This window comes from Micrococcaceae bacterium Sec5.8, assembly GCA_039636775.1.
Lineage (GTDB): Bacteria > Actinomycetota > Actinomycetes > Actinomycetales > Micrococcaceae > Arthrobacter.
Window position 1 is genome coordinate 3694493 of the sequence record CP143429.1, and the last position, 17390, is coordinate 3711882.

The window sequence follows — 17390 nt, forward strand, 5'->3', positions numbered from 1 at the left end:
CGCGACGAAGTACCGGGATGCTGGGCGAATACAGGAATGCACGCAACTTGAGCCCCTAACTACCGGCCTGCAGGATTGCCGATATTACCGGCAAGTCCCGCCAACCGGAGCAATTGCGCACGCTCCGCGCCACCTAGCGCCTACCAAGTCTACGAGTCAGAGGAATTAAAGACCAATCCGGTGATCCGAGGTGTATAAGGCGAGCTGGCGGTCTGGCAGGAAGTCACATCGGCACCCTAGTGCTTTCACAGCAAATTGATAGGCCGCGGGCGGACGGTGGAACCATGAACTCTTTACTCCGGACGACCGTACGGGACCCGGCCCGGCCCGCCCCTGTGGAGCGGTTCCGGGGTCAATCCCGGCGCCGGCTGGTCCGGGCTGATCTGCTGACAGTGCTGGCCTGGGCATCGGTTGCTGCGGCCATTGCGCTCTGGCTCGCCGACGGCGGGGCGACCGGGTTTTCGACCCTGGCTGGGACTTTCACAGCCCTCGGGATCGTCGCCGGCCTGGCCGGTATGGATCTGGTGTTGCTGATGTTGTTGTTGGCCGCGCGGCTTCCCGTGATCGACAACGCCGTGGGGCACGACCGGGCCTTGGAATTCCACCGTAAGCTCGGTAAACCGTCGCTCTACCTGCTGCTTGCCCACGGCATCCTGATCGCAGCCGGTTATGGGATGGCCGAAGGGCTCAACCCCGTCAGCGAGCTGGTGTCACTGTGGGTCCAGGTTCCCGACATGTGGCTTGCGATCGTCTCCCTGGCACTGTTCATTGCCGTCGTTGTCACCTCACTGGTGGCCGTCCGACGCCGGTTTCCTTACGAGTTCTGGTACGCCGTCCACCTACTGACCTACGTGGCCGTCCTGACCGCAATCCCGCACCAATTCAGCACCGGGGCTCTCTTCGCCGAGGGCACGTGGCAGCGCTGGTATTGGCTGGTCATCTGCATCGGTACCGGCGCCGCCTTGGTCCACTACCGGGTTCTCGAGCCCCTCGTCGCCACCGTCCGGCACCGTCTGACGGTGCGGCGCGTCGTGACAGAGGGTCCCGGCGCCGTGAGCATTGAACTGGCAGGCCGCCACCTCGACGAACTGGCCGGCAGCGGAGGCAGGTTCTTCATCTGGCGGTTCCTCGCACCGGGCGCCTGGTGGCACCCGCACCCCTTCAGCCTTTCCGCAGAACCGGCAGTGTTCGATTCCTCCGGCCGCGGCACGCTGAGGATCACGGTGCGCAACCTCGGGCGGGGCTCGGCGCAGCTGACGCGGCTGCGGTCCGGGACCAGGGTGGCCATCGAGGGCCCGTACGGGCTGTTCAGTACCGCGGCGCGCAGCAGGAACCACGTGGTGATGATCGGAGCCGGCATCGGCATCACCCCCATCCGGGCACTGCTGGAACGAACCCCGTTCGAACCGGGCAACGCCACGGTGATCCTCCGCGGGCACAGTGAGGCCGAGCTCTATCTGGGCACTGAAATCCTGGACCTTTGCCGCCGGCGGGGCGCCACCTTGTTTCATGTCACAGGCCCGCGGAGCGCCGGCGGCCCGACCTGGCAGTCCGAAGCGGCCGTCCGGTCAGGGCACCGGCTGGCCAGCTACGCCCCGGACGTCGCGGACTCCGACGTCTACATCTGCGGCCCGTCCACGTGGGCCCGCAGCGCGATCAGCGAGGCCCGTGCGGCGGGCGTACCCGACGAGCAACTCCACTACGAAAGGTTCGACTGGTGAGAATACGCGCAGCAGTTTCTGCAGCATTGGCATCCGCGGGGATACTCCTCGCCGGCTGGCAGTCCGGCGCCCACGTCGCGGAGACGGGGAGTGCGGCGTCGGCCACGTCGGCCCCTGCTACGTCCGGAGTGAGCAAGGGCGGCGGAACCACCGGTTCCAGCGGCGCGGCCGGTGCTTCCGGAACCGCGAGCGGAACAAGCGGCTCGACCAAAAGTTCCGGCACCGGGGCCCAGGGCGCCGGAACCTTCACCGGAGCGCAGGTCCAGACCCGCTACGGATCCGTCCAGGTGCAGATTACCGTGAAAGCCGGGGCGGTCTCGGATGTCACGGCTCTGCACTTGACCGACGAAGACCGGAGGTCCGTGCAGATCAGCAATCGGGCCGCTCCGCTGCTGCGTGCCGCTGTCCTCAAGGCCCAGTCGGCGCAGGTGCAGACCATCAGCGGCGCCACTGTCACCAGTGATGCCTACTTGACTTCGCTTCAGGCAGCCCTCGATGCAGCCAACCTTTAAGCCCCCGCCCGCCGCCAGTCCGGCAGATGCCGGACTCAATTCGGCCACCGCCCGCCCGGCCGGCTCCGGCCAGGACGGTCCTGACCTGAGGAGCAGGACGTTCCGGTGCATGGGGACCGTCATCAGCCTGACCCTGCCGGTGGATGAGTGCGGGACGTGGGAGGGCGAGCCGGTGCTGGACGCTGCCACGGCCGCCGTCGAACGCGTATTCACCGGCTTGGACGCGACGTTCAGCCTGTACCGCCCGGATTCGGAGGCCAGCCGGCTGGCCCGCGGCGAACTGACACTCCGGGACACCTCGGCGGCGTTCCGGGCGCGGTTTGCGGACGCCACAGGCTGGCGATTGCTGACCGACGGCTTCTTCACCCCCGAGCGGCCCGACGGCGTCCTGGACCTCTCCGGCATCATCAAGGGGTACGCCATTGACCAGGCCGCCACTGCCCTGGCGGCTGCCGGCGTCACTGACTGGTGCCTGAACGCCGGCGGGGACGTGCTGGTGGGCGGCTCACCCCGGCCGGAATGGGGGACCCCCTGGATGGCGGGCATCGTGGATCCGCAGGACCGCGGGGCACTGCTCTCGGGCTTCGCGCTCGGCGGCACCGGACGTTGTGCCGCCCTGGCGACGTCCGGAACCGCCGAACGCGGCAACCACATCTGGCGTGCCGGAGCGGGCCGCGCCGGCAGTCGACCCATCGAGTTCCGCCAGGTGTCGGTGGCTGCCCCGGACATTCTCACCGCGGACGTGCTGGCCACGGCGATCGTCGCAGGAGGCCAGCGGATGTTGGACTGGGCTACGGACAGCTGGGATGTCGAGGTGCTGGCCGTCCGCGGGGGCGGGGAGTTGCTCGCGACGCCGGGCTTCCGCGCCTAGAAGTGCGTGAGCGTCCCGTAGCGCGGAGCCAGCCCGTCGCCCGAGGACTTCCCCGTGACCCGGCGGACCACCCAGGGTCCGGCGAATTCGCGTACCCAGCGGGCGTTGGCGCGCACTGCCTCGGCCCGGCTGAGCTCCGGAACAGGGGTCATGGGTGGAACGTCGATCGAGTGGTCATGTTCCAGGACGGTGAGGACGCGCTTGGCCATGTTCGCGTGGCCGGCAGGGGACATGTGCATCCGGTCGGTGGCCCACATGCTCCAGTCGTAATACTCGCTGAAGCGCCAGTAATCCACCAGCAGGGCGCCGTGGTCACCGGCGATGCCGCGGACCAGTTCGTTATAGATGGCCGTGCGGCCGCGGGTGGTGGCGAAGATCTTTGAACCCCGGGAGTCGAACCCCGTGAACATCACCACGGTGGCGCCGGTGGCCTTGAGCTTGCGGATCCCGGCGTCGTACTCCACCAGCAGATCGTCGATATCGACCTTGGGCCGGAGGATGTCGTTGGCGCCGGCGTAGATGCTCACGAGGGTGGGGTTCAGTGCCACGGCGGCATCGACTTGCTCTGCCATGATCTGGCGCAGTTTCCGGCCCCGGATGGCGAGGTTCGCGTAGCCGAAGGCCGGATCAGCGGCGCCAAGCTGCTCGGCGACCCTGTCTGCCCAGCCCCGGACTCCGTTGGGACGGGCTGGGTCGTCATCGCCGACGCCTTCCGTGAAGGAATCGCCAAGGGCTACGTAGCGGGACGTGAAATCCATGGCTCCAGTCTGCCAGCAGTTGCCCCAAGCAAACAAAAAAACTATTCCCGGATCCGGACCACCGATTCGCGGAGGTACTGCTCCACCCGGGTGTAGGCATCGCGGGTCAGGGCCTTCCAAAGGGCGAGTGCCAGGCGCGGGTCGGCGGTTTCCAACTCGGCGATTGCTTCCGCGCTGAGCACCATGACCTCCACCGGCCCGACGGCACGCACCGTCGTCTCCTGCCGGTTGCCGCTGCCCAGCGCAAGTTCGCCGAACGTCATACCGGCGCTGAGCGTATTGAGCTTGACCCGTTCCGCAGTGGGCCCGGGGGAGGTGCTGCTGACCCGGCCCGAGGTGATGAAGTACACCCCGCCGAACCGCAGGCCGATGCGCCGGATGACGTCGCCGTCGTCGTAGGACCGCGGGGTCATGAGGGCTTCCAAAGCCGCGGCGTCAGTCTCCTCCAGCGGCGCCAGGGCCGGCGACACCGTGACCGGAACGTGGTCGGGCAGCAGCAGATGGTCCCCGTGCCGTTCCAGCAAACGGTTTTCGGAGTATTCGACGGCGGCGCTCCGGGTCGCGAAGGACGGCACCAGCCGTTGTTTCAGCGGTTCCAGGGCCTCCGCGACGGAGCCGTCCGCTTCAACGAGCACCAGCTCCCGGCCGGTATCGGCCATCCCCTGCCGGGCCTTGGCCAGCATGCGCACGGCAACCTCGCTGATCTGGTCGGTGCGGCGCAAATCCAGAACCACCAGGTCGACGTCGTCCGGCAGGCTGCTGAGCTCGCGCACCATGGACTCGGTTCCGGCGAAGAGGAGGTCGCCGTTGACCTCGATCACCCGGGCCCGGTGGCCGTGGGCACGGAGGACATCCGCAGCCTCGTCGTTCCGGCGGATGCCCGAGGGCGTCTCGGTCACGTCGTAGGCGGCGAGGATGGCGGACCGGCCTGTCCGGGCCGCGCGGACGAAGTGGAGCTCCATGTCCCGGGAGAGGCGCTGCGCGGTGGCCAGGCCGCGGACGCTGCTGCCGTGCTCATCCAGCGGCGGCGAATAGACCGCCAGGCCCACCTGTCCGGGCAGCACGGCGATGATCCCGCCGGCCACGCCGCTCTTGCCCGGCATGCCAACGCTGCTGATCCAGGCACCGGCGTCGTCGTACATTCCGGAGGTCATCATGACCGACAGCACGCGTTCCACCGGTCCGATCTCCAGTACCTGTTTGCCGCTGATCGGGTTCCGTCCGCCGTTGGCCAGGGTGGCGGCCATGATCGAGAGGTCGAAGCAGTTCACCAGCACGGAGCACTGGCGGAAGTAGTCTGCCAGCACCGGGGCGGGGTCGTCCTCGATGATGTCGAACGAGCGCAGGAGGTACGCGAGCGCCGTATTGCGGTGGCCGTGCTTAAGTTCGGATTCGAAGACCTGCTCACTGACCGAGAGCTGGCGGCCGGCGAAAGCGGAGTACGTGCTGAGGATCCGTTTGAAGCCGGACTGCCCGCCCGAGCCTCTAATAAGCGAGGTGGCAGTGAGGGCCCCCGCGTTGATCATGGCGTTGGCCGGCCGGCCGGTACCTTCGGCCAGGGAAATTTCATTGAAGGAGTCCCCGGAGGGCTCCACGTCCACTTTGGCGTCCACGGCCTCGTCGCCGAGGTCCTCGAGGGCCAGTCCGTAGGTAAAGGGCTTGGAAATCGACTGGATGGTGAATTCCTCGCGGGTGTCACCAATTTCGTACACCTTGCCGTCCACGGTCGCGAGGGCGATGCCGAAGTTATCCGGGTCCACATTGGCCATGGCCGGAATGGTGCTGTAGGGCAAGCCGTCCTTGAGCTGGGCGATCTCGGCGTGGATTTGGCGCAAGTAGCTGTCGATCGGCGATTCCATACTGCCAACACTAGGGGACATCGCACCGCGGCCGTTGCGGGCCCTAGGCCTGCCCGCCCTCCCGCAGGATCCAATGGTCCCTGTCCAGCCTGCCCACGATCTTCTCGCCAATCCGGGCGAGTTCGGCGACGTCTTCCTCGCTCAGGGCGTCCAGGAACAGCGAACGGACAGCGTCAACGTGGCTGGGGGCGAGTTCCTCGATGGTCTGCATCCCGGCGTCGGTAAGGTGCGCCGTCGTTACCCGGGCATCGCCGGGGTGCGGGCGGCGCTCCACCCACCCGCGGTTCTGCAGTTTGGTAACCACGTGGGAGAGCCGGGACAGTGAGGCGCTGGTGCGGGCAGCGAGTTCACTCATGGGCAGGAAACGGCCGTCGGCCTCTGAGAGCATCGCGAGGACGTTGTAGTCAAAAAGGGAGAGTTTGCGCGCGTGATGAAGCTGGGTGTCCAGCGCTGCCGGCAGCAGGGTATTGATGCTCACTTGGGCCAGCCAGGCCCGTCGTTCGTCGGCATTGAGCCAGCGCGGTTCAGTCATGGCTACAGTCTAGGAGTATTGATCATTGACGGTTCAACTTCGGCGGCGTCAGCCCCGGATGATTCCCGTCACGGCGTGCGGGACTGGCGGTAGGCTGACCCTATGTATGTAGTCTCGCTGACTTACAAGGTCCCCGAAGAGATCGTTGATTTCCATCTGCCCGCCCACGTGAGGTGGCTGGAGGATGCGTTTGACCAGGGCATCTTTCTGGTTGCGGGGCGGAAGATCCCGCGCACGGGCGCCCTGCTGCTCTCCAATGCAGACCGTGGCGCCCTCGATACCTCCTTGGCCAGCGATCCGTTCTACGTCAACGGCGTAGCGGAATTCGACGTCGAGGAATTCCATGCGAGCCGGGTGGCGCAGGGCTTTGAGAACCTGCTGGACAGCTGACGCCGGGCGCCCAGATCAGGAATGTGGACCAGCCGCCGGGACCTTGGCGGTTAGTTTCTTGAGTCCGGCCCTTGGCGGGACCCGGACGGGCTCCGGCCAGCGGGGGCTGAGCTTATCGCCCAGCGTGACTCCCCGGAGCTTGCGCCCGAACAGCGGGACCACCCAGTCGGAAACCCAGCGGCGCTGCCGGCGTTCCCAGCCGCGCAGGCCAAGCCGGGCCGGCGGCGCCCATTCCTTGCGTTTGACCGTGTGCTGCACCCCAAGCTGGTCCAGGACCTGGCCGGCAAGATACTTGTGCCCCGCCTTGGACATGTGCAGCCGGTCCGAATCCCACATCCGCGGATCGTAAAATGCATCGAAGCACCAGTAGTCCACCAGCACGGCCCCGTACCGCTCTGCCACTTCGCGGACCCGCCGGTTGTATACCGCGTTTCGGCGTTTGAGGGGCTCCAGGAGAGCCGAGACTCTCACATCGAACCCGGTGAACAACACCACCGTTGCCCCGCTGGCGGCAAGCCGGGCGACGAGGAACTCATAGTCCTTCATCAGCGCGTGGATGTCGGTGCCGGGATCCAGAATGTCGTTCCCGCCCGCGTACACAGTAACCAGGGTCGGTTCCATCGCCAGGGCGGGGTCCAGCTGTTCGGCAATGATGTGCCGCAGCCTCTTGCTGCGGATGGCAAGGTTGGCGTATTCCCATCCCGGGTCCGCCTTGGCCAGCTGCTCTGCCACGCGGTCCGCCCAGCCCCGGACCCCGTTCGGGAACCGGGCGTTATAGTCCCCCACGCCTTCGGTAAAGGAATCCCCCAGGGCAACATAGACCCGCCGCCCACCAGGACCAGGAGCTAAAAGGTTCTCGGCCATGCCGCCACGGTAGCCGGGCCGAACGACGTCGGGGTGAACAAGCGGGGCACAACAGGTGAGCCGAGCACAAGGCCGCGGTTAGAGCTCAGACTTCCCCTGCCGCCAATACCCCATAAACGACACCTGCTTCCGGTCAATCCCTACGTCCCGCACCAAATACCGGCGCAGCTCCTTCACCACCCCGGCTTCCCCGGCGATCCAGGCGTAGAACGGCAGGGCACCGGCGGGTATGTCCGGATTCCTGCTGGCACTGACCGCCGGGGCATCGATCCTGCCGGGGGTTTCCCACAGGATGTCGTGGTCCACGTTGACGTCCTCAGGTTCTGGCCCGGCCGCAGCTCCGCGGGCTGACCGCAGCCCCACCCAGCCGGGCAGGCTGACGGCGGTCCGGACCGCTTCCTGCAGTAATTCTCCGTGCGGCCGTGAACGGCCGGTCGCCGCACCGCGCGCAAGCCAACTGACCTCAACATCAGCAGCTGTGGTGAGGCCTAGGAAGTCGCCGGCTTCCGGAACCTCGAGGATGGCGTGCCCGCTTACGTAAGAGGGCAGGCTTGCGAGGATGGCGCTGATGGCCGGCACCGCTGTCTCGTCGCCGGCGAGCAGGATCCGCTGCGCCAGTCCGGGCCGCCATTCGATCCCGGAATACGTCTCCGCGGTGACGCAGTGCGCGGCCCGGTTGTTGGGTCCGATCAAGGTCAGGGAGTCCCCCGGTTTGGCGTTACGGGCCCAGGTGGCGGCCGGCCCGCCGTGGCCGGCGGCGTCAACGTGCAACACAAAGTCGACGTCGAGTTCGGGGTAGACGGTGTCGAGGCGTTCCTGCCGCACGGTGTAGGTGCGCATGGTGCCCCGGGTCGCAGGATCCATGTCCAGCCACTCGCGGTACCAGCCGGGCTGCTCCGTCCGGAACTCCGGCAGGGGCAGAACAGTACCGTCGGCCAGTGACGGGATCACCAGTTTGATGCGCAGGTCCAGGGTGTTGCCGTGGACGCCGAAACTCCGCAGCGAATAGCCGCCGAGCGTGATCCGCCGGAAATGGGGCCCGAGCTGCTGCACCGCCGTGACCTGGACACTGAAGGCGCGGGTCATGGGTTCGGCGGGCCGGGGGAAGTCATGCTCTGGCCGGGTGCGGGCCGGGGTGGCGTTTGTAGCAGTCATGGAACCAGCTCCAGGGTGGGTGGACGGCGTACATCGGCATGATGGCGGCCGAGCGGGATGATCAGGGGTGCGCCGGATACCGGGTCGGGGAGGACCCTGGAGTCCAGGGCAAACACCTCACGGACCAGGTCCTCGGTCACCACGGCGCGGGCTGCCCCTTGGGCAAGGATCCGCCCCTCCTTCATGGCGATGATGTGGTCTGCGTACCGCGCGGCGAGGTTGAGGTCATGCAGCACAATGGCCACAGTGGTGCCGCGCCGGCGGTTAAGGTCGGTGATGAGGTCCAGTACCTCCACTTGGTGGGTAAGGTCCAGGTACGTGGTGGGCTCGTCCAGCAACAGCACTTGTGTTTCCTGCGCCAGGGCCATCGCGATCCACACCCGCTGCCGCTGTCCGCCGGAGAGTTCATCCACGTTCCGCCCGGCAAGCTCCAGCGTCCCGGTGGCCGCCATGGCCTCCTGCACGGCCCGTTCGTCCTGTGCCGGTCCGTCGGCGGCCCGGCTCCGGAATCGGCCCTGATGCGGGTAGCGCCCCCGGCCCACCAGGTCCCGGACGGTGATGCCATCGGGCGCCGTGGGATGCTGCGGCAGCAGGCCCAAAGTGCGGGCCACCTCGCGGGCGGGACGGCGGTGGATGTCCTGCCCGTCGAGGGTCACAATGCCCCCGGCAGGCTTGAGCAGCCGGGCGAGGCCGCGCAACAGGGTGGATTTCCCGCAGGCGTTGGCCCCGACGATCATGCTCACCCTGCCCTCCGGGATTTCCACGCTGAGTCCCTCAATCACGGTCCGCTGATCGTATTTCAGTGTCAGGTCCGAGGCCTTCAACGATGCCATCTCAGGTGTCCTTTCGGTGGGAAGTGAGGAGTTGCCAGAGCAGGAAGGGAGCACCGAGGGCGCCGGTGACCACCCCGACCGGCAGGACCGTTCCGTCCAGCAGCAGCGGGGCACTGTTGGCGGCGATGTAGTCGGCACCGAGAACAATCACCACACCGGCGAAGGCCGAGGCCGGCAGGCTCGATTTGCGGACAAACCGGCGGGCGATCGGTCCGGCGAGGAACGCGACGAACGAGACCGGCCCGGCGGCCGCCGTCGCCGCCGCGGCGAGCCCGACGGCTGTGACCACGATGCCCAGCCGTACCGCGCCCACCCGGACGCCAAGGCCGGCGGCGGTGTCGTCGCCGAGTTCAAGGATGCGCAGCGGCCCGGCGAGGACCAGAACAGCGGGGACCAGGGCGGTCAGGGCGAGTCCAAGGACTCCAGCCCGGTCCCAGGTCGCGGAGTTAAGCGAGCCGTTGAGCCAGATCAGGATGTCGGCGGCGGAGCGGATATCCGCCCGGGTCAGCAGGAAACTCACCACTGCGTGCAGGGCGGCGGCGATGCCCACCCCGGCCAGGATCAGGCGGCTGTCCGCGGCGTCACCCCTGCTGCCGCCGGAACCGAAGGATCCGCTGCGGGAGATGGAGTAAATAAGCCCGGCGACGCCCAGGGCTCCGGCGAACGCGGCGCCCGCGACTGCGGCGCCGGATGCCCCGAAAACCACCATGGCCGTCACCGCGGCGGCGCTGGCCCCATAACTGATGCCGATCACGTCCGGGCTGGCGAGAGGATTGCGGAGCATGGTCTGGAACAGGGCGCCGGACAGTCCGAAGGCGGCACCGATCAGTGTTCCCACGAGCGCTCGCGGCAGCTTGTGTTCCATCACGATGAAGCTGGCGCCGGGGATCTTTTCACCCCCGGTGACGTGCGCCGCAAGGATTCTGAGGAAATCGGGGACGGTGACGGTGTAACTGCCCAGGAGCACGCACGCGGCGAAGAGACCGGCGGCGGCCAGGGCCAGCAGGGCGGTCCGGGTGGGCACCATCCGCTGGTGCCCTTCTGTGCGAGTTGACAGATCACGGCAGTGTTTGCGGGTGCCGGTGCCGCGAAGTGCCGCCCCGGCGTCGGGTCCCCTCACAGGCCGGCCGCCTTGCCGCGCCGGATCAGCCACACGAACACCGGCGCTCCGAGGAGGGCAGTCAAAATTCCCGCGGGGACTTCGCCGGGCAGCAGGATGACGCGGCCGGCCACGTCGGCGGCCAGCAGCAGTGCCGGGGCCAACACCAGGGAAAAGGGCAGAATCCAGCGGTAATCGGGACCGGTCAGAAAGCGGACGGCGTGCGGAACCACCAGGCCCACGAAGCCGATCGGGCCCGCAAGTGCCGTGGCTGAGCCGCAAAGCAGGACGATGCCGAGGGCGGAGAGGCCGCGGCTGAGCCCCACCCGCTGGCCCAGGCCGCGGGCGAGGTCATCGCCCAGGGCGAGGTTGTTGAGGATCCGGCCCGTGCAGAGCACCATCGCGGCGCCCAGCAGCAGGAACGGGAGCGCCGGAACAATCACGGCCCAGTCGCGGCCGGCGATCCCGCCTACCTGCCAGAACCTAAAGCGGTCCAGTGTGTCCCGGCTGGAGACCAGGATGACGTTCGTGAGCGAGGAAAGGCCCGCGCTCAGGGCGGCCCCTGCGAGGGCGAGCTTCACCGGCGTCGCACGGTCCCTGCCGAGCGAGGCGATCACGTAGACCACGACGGCGGCAGCCGCGGCGCCGAGGAAGGCGAACCAGATGTACCCGGTCAGTGTGGTGACGCCGAAGACGTAGATTCCCGTCACGATGGCCAGCGCGGCGCCGGCGTTGATGCCGAGGATGCCCGGGTCCGCGAGGGGGTTGCGGGCCACCCCCTGCATTGCCGCGCCGGCGAGCCCAAGGGCGCCGCCGGCGAGCAGCCCGAGGATGGTCCGCGGGATCCGCGCGTGGACCACGGCGTGGTCGCCGCTGGCCGGGTCGAAGCCGGTCAGCGCCTGCCCCACGGTTCCAAGATCCAGGCCGCGCGCACCGATGGCGAGCGAGGCCCCGGTCAGCAGCACCAGCACGGTGACGGCAGCCAGCAGCCAGCGTACCTGTGGTCCCCTGGCCGGGCCGGTTGCAGGCACGGCGTTCCTCGGGGCGGTGCGGGCGGCAGTGCCGGGCGGCGGCGTCCTGGCCAGGTTCATGGAACGGTGCCTACTTCACCGCGGCAGGAACGTTGTCTGCCGCGGCCGCCAGCTTCGGCAGGAAAGTGTCCAGCGCCCAGGGCAGGCTCAGGGGTGAGGAGGCGGAAATGGACAGGGTCAGCGTGGTGTCCGAGTCGGCGACCAGTGCGCCGCTCTTGATCGCCGGGATCTGGCCCAGCAGGGGGTCGGTCTGGATGGATCCGGCGGTTTGCACGTCCGGAACCCAGGTCACAAACACGTCGGAGGTGAGTTCGTTGGCCTTCTCGGCGGACCACGGGATGAAGAATGCCGTGGAGCCCTGGGTCTTGTCTGCGACCGCGGGGGCCAGTGTCATGCCGATTTCGCTGAGGAAGCGGGGGCGGTTGTCGTTGGCGGTATAGACGTTAACGCCGTCGCCCTTCGCCGGTTCCAGGTTGCCGTAGATGAAGGTCTTTCCGGCCAGCTGAGGGTATTCCGAGGCCTTGTCCTTGATGGTGGCTTCGGTGGCGGTGATGAGCGTGGCGGCTTCGGCTTCCTTGCCAAGGGCTTTACCGATGATGGCCGTGGAATCCTGCCACGGCGTACCGTAGGCGACCCCCGGGTGGGCCACCACAGGGGCGACTTCGCTGAGTTTTTTGTAGTCCTCTTCCGTCAGGCCGGAATAGGCGCCGAGGATGATGTCCGGGTTGAGCTTGGCAATCTCGGTGAAGTTGATGCCGTCGGCCTCGGAGAACTGGGCGGGCGCCGTCGCCGAGCCGAAGCCGGCGCCGAGCGTCTCAAGCGCAGAGTCCTTCCAAGGAGTGGAGCCCTGGCCGTTGCCACCCCATTCATTCTTTGGCACGCCCACCGGCACGACGCCGAGGGCGATGGCGACGTCGTCGTTGACCCAGGAGACGGTGACGACGCGCTTCGGCTGGTCCTTGATGGTGGTTTCGCCAAACACGTGCTTGATGGTCACCGGGAACGCAGGGCTCGTCGATTGGTTTACGGCCTCCGACGAGGCCGATCCCGCCGGGCCGGTGGAGCAACCGGCCAGGGAGAGCGCGACGGCGGCCAGAACGGCGGTTGCCTGGCTGCTGGCGCGGAGGAAACGGCGCCGGGGCACGGCGCGGCTCGGGGCAGGGAGAGGCATGGGATTCCTTAGGCTGATGAAGTGAACCTAAGTAAGGCTAGCCTACCCTTACAATAATTACGCAAACATTTCATCACGTAATTGCGCCAAGGCAAGAAATGCGGGGTCCATTACGGCGCATCCCGGTCGGGAGGACGGGCCGTAAGTGACCCCGCGGTGTGGTTGAAGGAGGCGGGCCGGTCAGCGCAGGACGATGTCCACCGGATTCGCCTCGGAGCGCCACGTACCAGCCAACCCGGGGCGCGGCCCGATCACGGGAGCCGTGAGCACACCGGAGCGGTTGGTCCGTTTGTCGCGCAGGATTTCGGTGACAGAGCCTAAGTGACGGGACAGGTCAATGACGTTTTCCGGCGCGGCCAGCAGCAGCTGGAAGCCGAACTCGTGCAGGGCTTTGATGCCGGCGCCCGCGAATTCCTCCGAGGCCAGCACGAAGGCCTCGTCCATCATCACGGTGCCGTAGGTGGTGAAACCCTGCTCAGCTATGCCCAGCTGGTAACTCAGCGCCGCGGCCATGATGAACGCGGTGAACCGCTGCCGCTCACCGCCGGACATCGCTCCGGTGTCCGCGTGCATGAAGACCTCGGTTTTCCTCGGCCCGCCTGTGGACGCCGTGGAACCTGGCCTTCGGACCTCTCGGTGTTCCTTGCACTGGATGAAAAGATGCCCGCGGACATCCAGCACCTCGGCACGCCAGCGCCGGTCCTCCGGCGTCTGTGATCCCAGCCTCTTCACCAGGGTCTCGAGCGATTTGTACCGGGTGGTGAGCTCGGCGTCGTCATCCCCCTCGGCGCTGGCGGCACCGGACGCCGGCGCGGGCGCCTTTCCCGGACGGGTGTGCCGGACCTTGAGCGCGTTCTGGATGGCGTCTTTGAACTGCTTCGCCGGCGCAGGCAGAGTCTGTTTGATGTCCAGTTCCAGGAAACTTCCTTCGTGGAAGTTGACCTCGGAGAGGATGCCGTTCAGCGGCAGGATCCGGCTCGTAATGGAGCGGCGTTCCTCATCCAGCAGGTGCAGCAGGGTGCTGAAGGATTCGTGCGTGCGCTGGTTGAAGAACTGGCGGAACTCGGCTTCCTGCGCGGGCAGGCCATCGCTGACAATGGCGTGGTACCGGGCCTCGAACTCGCCCGCGGCGCCGATCGAGGTACCGTGATCCGCGGAAACCGCCGTTCCCCATTCCCGGGCGAAGCCCTCGAAAATCCGGGTGAGCCGCTCCGAGGTGGCCTGTCCGCGGGATTCGGCCGCGTGCAGCTCGGCCAGGAGGCGGGTCCGGACCTGGTTGGCGAGGTTGTCCAGCTCGTGCATTTCCAGGATGTCGCCCAGGCCGGTGAAGTACGGTTGAAGTGCCGTGACGGCCGCGTCCGACGGCGGCGACTGCGCCAGCCGCGTCCGAGCGGCCTCCAGCAGCGAATCTGCCGCGGTGAGCTGCGCGTCGAGGGCCTTGTACTCGCTCTGCAGCACGGCGGCGGTCTCGGTGCTGGACTGGTGCTTGTGCCGGGCAACCTCAATACTGGCCCGCAGCGGTTCCAGGTCCGCCTGCGCGGCGAGGGCGTCCCTGAGGCGCTGCTCGATCCGGGCGAGGTCCTCCGCGGCCACGGCGGCCGAGACCTGTTCCCAGGGGCGGTGGTCTTCGGCGACCCGGCGCAGTGCCTCAAGCTGGCGGCTCATTCCCTGGTGCGACTCCTCCCGGCTCTGCGCGAGTTCGGCGGCACTGGCCAGTTCCTGCTGCAGGTCCGCCACCTGCGCCGCGACGAGCTCCAGCTTTGCGGCGTTGTCGAAACCGAGAACGTAGTCCTGCCGGGAGACGAAGCGGTCATCCTTTTCCACGGTGTGGCGGTTGCGCTTGACCACTCCGCCCAGGCTCAGGCCTCTGTCCAGCCCGGCCAGCTCATCCGGATCCTGGACGCACGGGTACGCGAAATCGAGGGCGATCCGTTCCCGGATCCACTCGCCCGCCTCCGCGGCGGGCCCGGCGGTGAGGATGTCCAGTTTGGTGAGCAGCTCGCCGTCGGCCGTGTCCTCCACGGCCAGCGCCCCGCCGGGCAGCGGCTTCGAGACGTCCACCGCGCGCAGCGCACCCCGGACGGAGTGGTCGTTGAGATAGCGGGTGACGGCGGTGAAGTGCTCGCCCGGGACCAGCAGCGTGGTGGCGAGGCTGCGCAGGGCACGTTCGGCAGCCGGCCGCCACTGTTCCTGGCCCTCGGCGAGGTCCATCAGCTCTCCGCCGAACGGCATTTGCTCCTCGGGAATGCCGGTGGCCGCGGCGATGGCGGTGCGGTTTTCAATGCTCGACGGCGGCAGCAGGGACTTGCGCGTCTTGAGCGATACGAGTTCCTGCTGGGCCGCGGCGAGCTCGCGCTTATGTGTCGCGTGCCCGTCGAAGGCTTCGAAGCGCAGTTCCTTGAGCGCTTCGAAGTCCTCTTTCAGTTCCGCCGAGCGGGCGGCCGCGTGCTCGTGGGCCTGTTCCCAGCCGGTGGCGGTCCACTCCAATGCAAGGCCGGCGTCGGCGAAGGCTTTCCGGGCGGAGTCTTCCACCTGGCGGCGGAGCTTGAGCCCCACCCTCGCGTTCTCGAGCGACTGCTCGATCGCGGAGATCGCGTTGCCGCCCTGGTTGTTGTAGTCGGCCTCGAGCTGGCGGAGCTCCTTGGCCAGGACGTCCCGGACGCCGCGCTCCGCACCGAGTTCCCTGGCCTTCCCCTGCGCCAGTTCCTTGAAGCGGGCGAGCGTCTTCTCATGGACGGTGACGGCCAGTTGCTGCCTGTAGGCCTCGAATTCTTCGCCGGCGAGCTCCCTCAGCCGGTTCGAATCCAGCAAAGACTGGGCATATTCCTTGTTCAACCCGGGGACTGGCGCCAGCTGGTCCCGTTGCTGCCGGACGTCCTCGAGCCGTTGCCGGATGGACATCAGGTTACTGAATTCCTCGACGACGTCGTCCGCGGCGGTCAGTGTGGCCGGCGCGTCCAGGACCTGGTCGCGGAAGAAGTTGTTCACGCTGCCGCCAAGGCCCTTGCCGGCCTGAATGACGCGCAGCAACGGCAGCGCCTGGTCTGAATTGATTCCCAGCAGGCGCCGGAAGCGTTCCGCGAAAGCCTTGTGCACGTCGAAGACCTGCGCGTCCGGGAAGATCGTGTCCAGCGCCGACTTGGTGAAGCGCTTTTCCGCGATGCCCTCAATTGCCACGAGATCCAGCGGTTTGTTGTCGATCAGGTAGTACCGGCCGACGCTGGACTCGGTGCCGTTCTTGGGCAGGTCGAACAAGGCCGATACCGTCACCCGGGTACCGGCGGCGTTGTCGAATGTCAGGGCGACGGCGGACCACGTGGCACCGGGTCGTTGGAATGCGCTGGCCGAGCCCTCTCCGACGGCCTTGTCCCCGACCTTGCCGCGCATGTACGTGAACGTGGTGCGTTTGTCCTCCAGGGCGCCGCCGGCGCGCTGGGCCGCGGCTTCGTTCGAACGCGGCCGTGCGTCGAAAACCCGCAGCATCGCGTCGAACAGCGTGGACTTGCCGACGCCGGAGTTCCCGGTCAGCAGGGTGCCGTTGCGGTCCACATGCATGGTGTGGGCGCCATGGAAGGTGCCCCAGTTCACCACCTGCACGAGGGCGAGCCGCATCTGGCCCGGGTTAGTGAGCTCGCCCATGGGCAGCATGGTCGCGATGCTCACTTGGCTTCCTCCGAGTCTTTGGTCATGCCCTTGTGGTCGCCTTCCGCGGCGCCACCGGACACATGCTCTGCATGCTCGCTCGTTCCTCGCTTAGACGCATGCTGCCGCATGTCCCCGGCGCCACCGCTGCTGTCAGTAACCGGATCGACGGCATCGCCGTCGTCCGAGTCATCCTCCCCCGGGCCTACCGCGTCACCGTCGAACTCGAGGAGGGGTTCGGTGCCGGCGGAGTCGGTGGAGGCTGCTACCAGGGCTTCGATTTGGGCCGGGATATCGCCGATGTTCTCGAACGGGAGGGCCAGGGGGAGGGCGTTGGAGATGGTGTAGACCTCGTCCAGGCCGGTGGGGAGGAGGAGCTGGCGCGCCAGGAGCTTGGTGATGGCACGGTTGACGACGTCGGCATCGCGAAGGGCGTCCTGCTGGCCGGCGGGCTGGTAGTGGGCCACGAGTTCCGCGATTTCCTCGCGCGTGATCGTGGGGTCAGTCTGGGCTGTGACGTGGCGGTCCAGGAGCAGGCGCAGGCGCAACAGCACGATGGTTTCGACCCGGCTCAGGGCCCGCTGCTGGCGCAGGATACTCGAACGGGTACTGCCACCGATGGCCTCCGGGTCCACCGGGCGCAGCACTGCCACCTTGCGTTCGTGGTCCAGCTGGAGCGTCAGGAAAAGCTCGGACAGGCGGCTGCGCAGGATCAGTTGGTGGTCCAGCAGGGTGGTCCAGAGTTTCTCGTCCCGTCCGCCGTCGACGTAGGGGCCCTTGAGGAGCTTCACGAGGGCCTGGCGGACCTTCATGGGGAGCACTCCGGTGTCGCCCGGGAAGAGGGCAGCGCCGTCGACGAAGGTGTCACGCGCGGTGACGGTGAAGGGGTCGGCGTGGACGTGCTGGGCAGGCTCCGCAGCGGTGTCCGCCGTCGGAAAGTCTTCAGTCATCT

The 17390-nt window shown here is 67.5% G+C and carries 15 protein-coding genes; 4 read left to right on the forward strand and 11 right to left on the reverse strand.

All coding sequences use genetic code 11. The features are described from left to right. Positions 1–284 precede the first annotated feature (284 nt). The 3 genes from VUN84_17035 (at position 285) to VUN84_17045 (ending at position 3104) form a co-directional block, all read left to right on the forward strand. Positions 285–1721, forward strand: coding sequence for a ferredoxin reductase family protein (locus VUN84_17035; GenBank protein ID XAS63962.1), 1437 nt, complete (start codon positions 285–287; stop codon positions 1719–1721). Beyond that, positions 1718–2233 carry an FMN-binding protein gene (locus VUN84_17040; GenBank protein ID XAS63963.1) on the forward strand — a complete coding sequence of 172 codons (516 nt, stop codon included), beginning with the start codon at positions 1718–1720 and terminating at the stop codon, positions 2231–2233. Before VUN84_17035 ends, VUN84_17040 begins: the two co-directional genes overlap by 4 nt. Positions 2234–2342: 109 nt before the next feature. Then, positions 2343–3104 carry an FAD:protein FMN transferase gene (locus tag VUN84_17045; protein ID XAS63964.1) on the forward strand — a complete coding sequence of 254 codons (762 nt, stop codon included), beginning with the start codon at positions 2343–2345 and terminating at the stop codon, positions 3102–3104. Here the strand turns inward: VUN84_17045 and VUN84_17050 are convergent. Genes VUN84_17050 through VUN84_17060 form a run of 3 tightly spaced genes read right to left on the reverse strand, consistent with a single transcriptional unit; the run spans position 3101 to position 6253 of the window. Beyond that, on the reverse strand, positions 3101–3862 hold the full coding sequence (locus VUN84_17050) for an SGNH/GDSL hydrolase family protein (protein XAS63965.1): 762 nt from the start codon (positions 3860–3862) through the stop codon (positions 3101–3103). The genes VUN84_17045 and VUN84_17050 overlap by 4 nt on opposite strands. Positions 3863–3903: 41 nt before the next feature. Beyond that, complete coding sequence (glsA, locus tag VUN84_17055; protein XAS63966.1) at positions 3904–5721, reverse strand: glutaminase A; 1818 nt, start codon at positions 5719–5721, stop codon at positions 3904–3906. Between the two features lie 43 nt (positions 5722–5764). Then, positions 5765–6253 (reverse strand): MarR family transcriptional regulator, encoded by a 489-nt coding sequence (locus VUN84_17060; protein XAS63967.1) that lies wholly within the window; start codon positions 6251–6253, stop codon positions 5765–5767. Between the two features lie 102 nt (positions 6254–6355). Here VUN84_17060 and VUN84_17065 point away from each other — a divergent pair, with 102 nt between their 5' ends. After that, on the forward strand, positions 6356–6643 hold the full coding sequence (locus VUN84_17065) for a YciI family protein (GenBank protein ID XAS63968.1): 288 nt from the start codon (positions 6356–6358) through the stop codon (positions 6641–6643). A 15-nt stretch (positions 6644–6658) separates the two neighbouring features. On the opposite strand, the gene VUN84_17070 is transcribed toward VUN84_17065, so the two are convergent. The 8 genes from VUN84_17070 to VUN84_17105 form a co-directional block, all read right to left on the reverse strand. Further along, positions 6659–7507 (reverse strand): SGNH/GDSL hydrolase family protein, encoded by an 849-nt coding sequence (locus VUN84_17070; GenBank protein XAS63969.1) that lies wholly within the window; start codon positions 7505–7507, stop codon positions 6659–6661. Between the two features lie 78 nt (positions 7508–7585). Next, positions 7586–8593, reverse strand: a complete 1008-nt coding sequence (locus tag VUN84_17075) for a siderophore-interacting protein (protein XAS65891.1) — start codon at positions 8591–8593, stop codon at positions 7586–7588. 65 nt (positions 8594–8658) lie between these two features. After that, entirely contained in the window at positions 8659–9495 is an 837-nt protein-coding gene (locus VUN84_17080; protein XAS63970.1) for an ABC transporter ATP-binding protein, read from the reverse strand. Position 9496: 1 nt separating this feature from the next. Continuing rightward, a complete protein-coding gene (locus VUN84_17085) occupies positions 9497–10522 on the reverse strand; it encodes an iron ABC transporter permease (GenBank protein XAS63971.1) in 1026 nt (341 codons plus the stop codon). A gap of 89 nt (positions 10523–10611) precedes the next feature. Continuing rightward, on the reverse strand, positions 10612–11685 hold the full coding sequence (locus tag VUN84_17090) for an iron chelate uptake ABC transporter family permease subunit (GenBank protein ID XAS63972.1): 1074 nt from the start codon (positions 11683–11685) through the stop codon (positions 10612–10614). Between the two features lie 10 nt (positions 11686–11695). Continuing rightward, a complete protein-coding gene (locus VUN84_17095) occupies positions 11696–12796 on the reverse strand; it encodes an iron-siderophore ABC transporter substrate-binding protein (protein XAS63973.1) in 1101 nt (366 codons plus the stop codon). 180 nt (positions 12797–12976) lie between these two features. Next, a complete protein-coding gene (locus tag VUN84_17100) occupies positions 12977–16459 on the reverse strand; it encodes an ATP-binding protein (protein ID XAS63974.1) in 3483 nt (1160 codons plus the stop codon). After that, positions 16456–17388 (reverse strand): DUF4194 domain-containing protein, encoded by a 933-nt coding sequence (locus tag VUN84_17105; protein XAS63975.1) that lies wholly within the window; start codon positions 17386–17388, stop codon positions 16456–16458. Before VUN84_17105 ends, VUN84_17100 begins: the two co-directional genes overlap by 4 nt. Positions 17389–17390: the final 2 nt, after the last annotated feature.

Coding starts and splice junctions, on each gene's coding strand:
- VUN84_17035 (XAS63962.1), top strand. CDS start 285: ATGAACTCTTTACTCCGGACGACCGTACGGGACCCGGCCCGGCCCGCC.
- VUN84_17045 (XAS63964.1), top strand. CDS start 2,343: ATGGGGACCGTCATCAGCCTGACCCTGCCGGTGGATGAGTGCGGGACG.
- VUN84_17050 (XAS63965.1), bottom strand. CDS start 3,862: ATGGATTTCACGTCCCGCTACGTAGCCCTTGGCGATTCCTTCACGGAA.
- glsA (XAS63966.1), bottom strand. CDS start 5,721: ATGGAATCGCCGATCGACAGCTACTTGCGCCAAATCCACGCCGAGATC.
- VUN84_17060 (XAS63967.1), bottom strand. CDS start 6,253: ATGACTGAACCGCGCTGGCTCAATGCCGACGAACGACGGGCCTGGCTG.
- VUN84_17065 (XAS63968.1), top strand. CDS start 6,356: ATGTATGTAGTCTCGCTGACTTACAAGGTCCCCGAAGAGATCGTTGAT.
- VUN84_17070 (XAS63969.1), bottom strand. CDS start 7,507: ATGGCCGAGAACCTTTTAGCTCCTGGTCCTGGTGGGCGGCGGGTCTAT.
- VUN84_17075 (XAS65891.1), bottom strand. CDS start 8,593: ATGACCCGCGCCTTCAGTGTCCAGGTCACGGCGGTGCAGCAGCTCGGG.
- VUN84_17080 (XAS63970.1), bottom strand. CDS start 9,495: ATGGCATCGTTGAAGGCCTCGGACCTGACACTGAAATACGATCAGCGG.
- VUN84_17085 (XAS63971.1), bottom strand. CDS start 10,522: ATGGTGCCCACCCGGACCGCCCTGCTGGCCCTGGCCGCCGCCGGTCTC.
- VUN84_17090 (XAS63972.1), bottom strand. CDS start 11,685: ATGAACCTGGCCAGGACGCCGCCGCCCGGCACTGCCGCCCGCACCGCC.
- VUN84_17095 (XAS63973.1), bottom strand. CDS start 12,796: ATGCCTCTCCCTGCCCCGAGCCGCGCCGTGCCCCGGCGCCGTTTCCTC.
- VUN84_17105 (XAS63975.1), bottom strand. CDS start 17,388: ATGACTGAAGACTTTCCGACGGCGGACACCGCTGCGGAGCCTGCCCAG.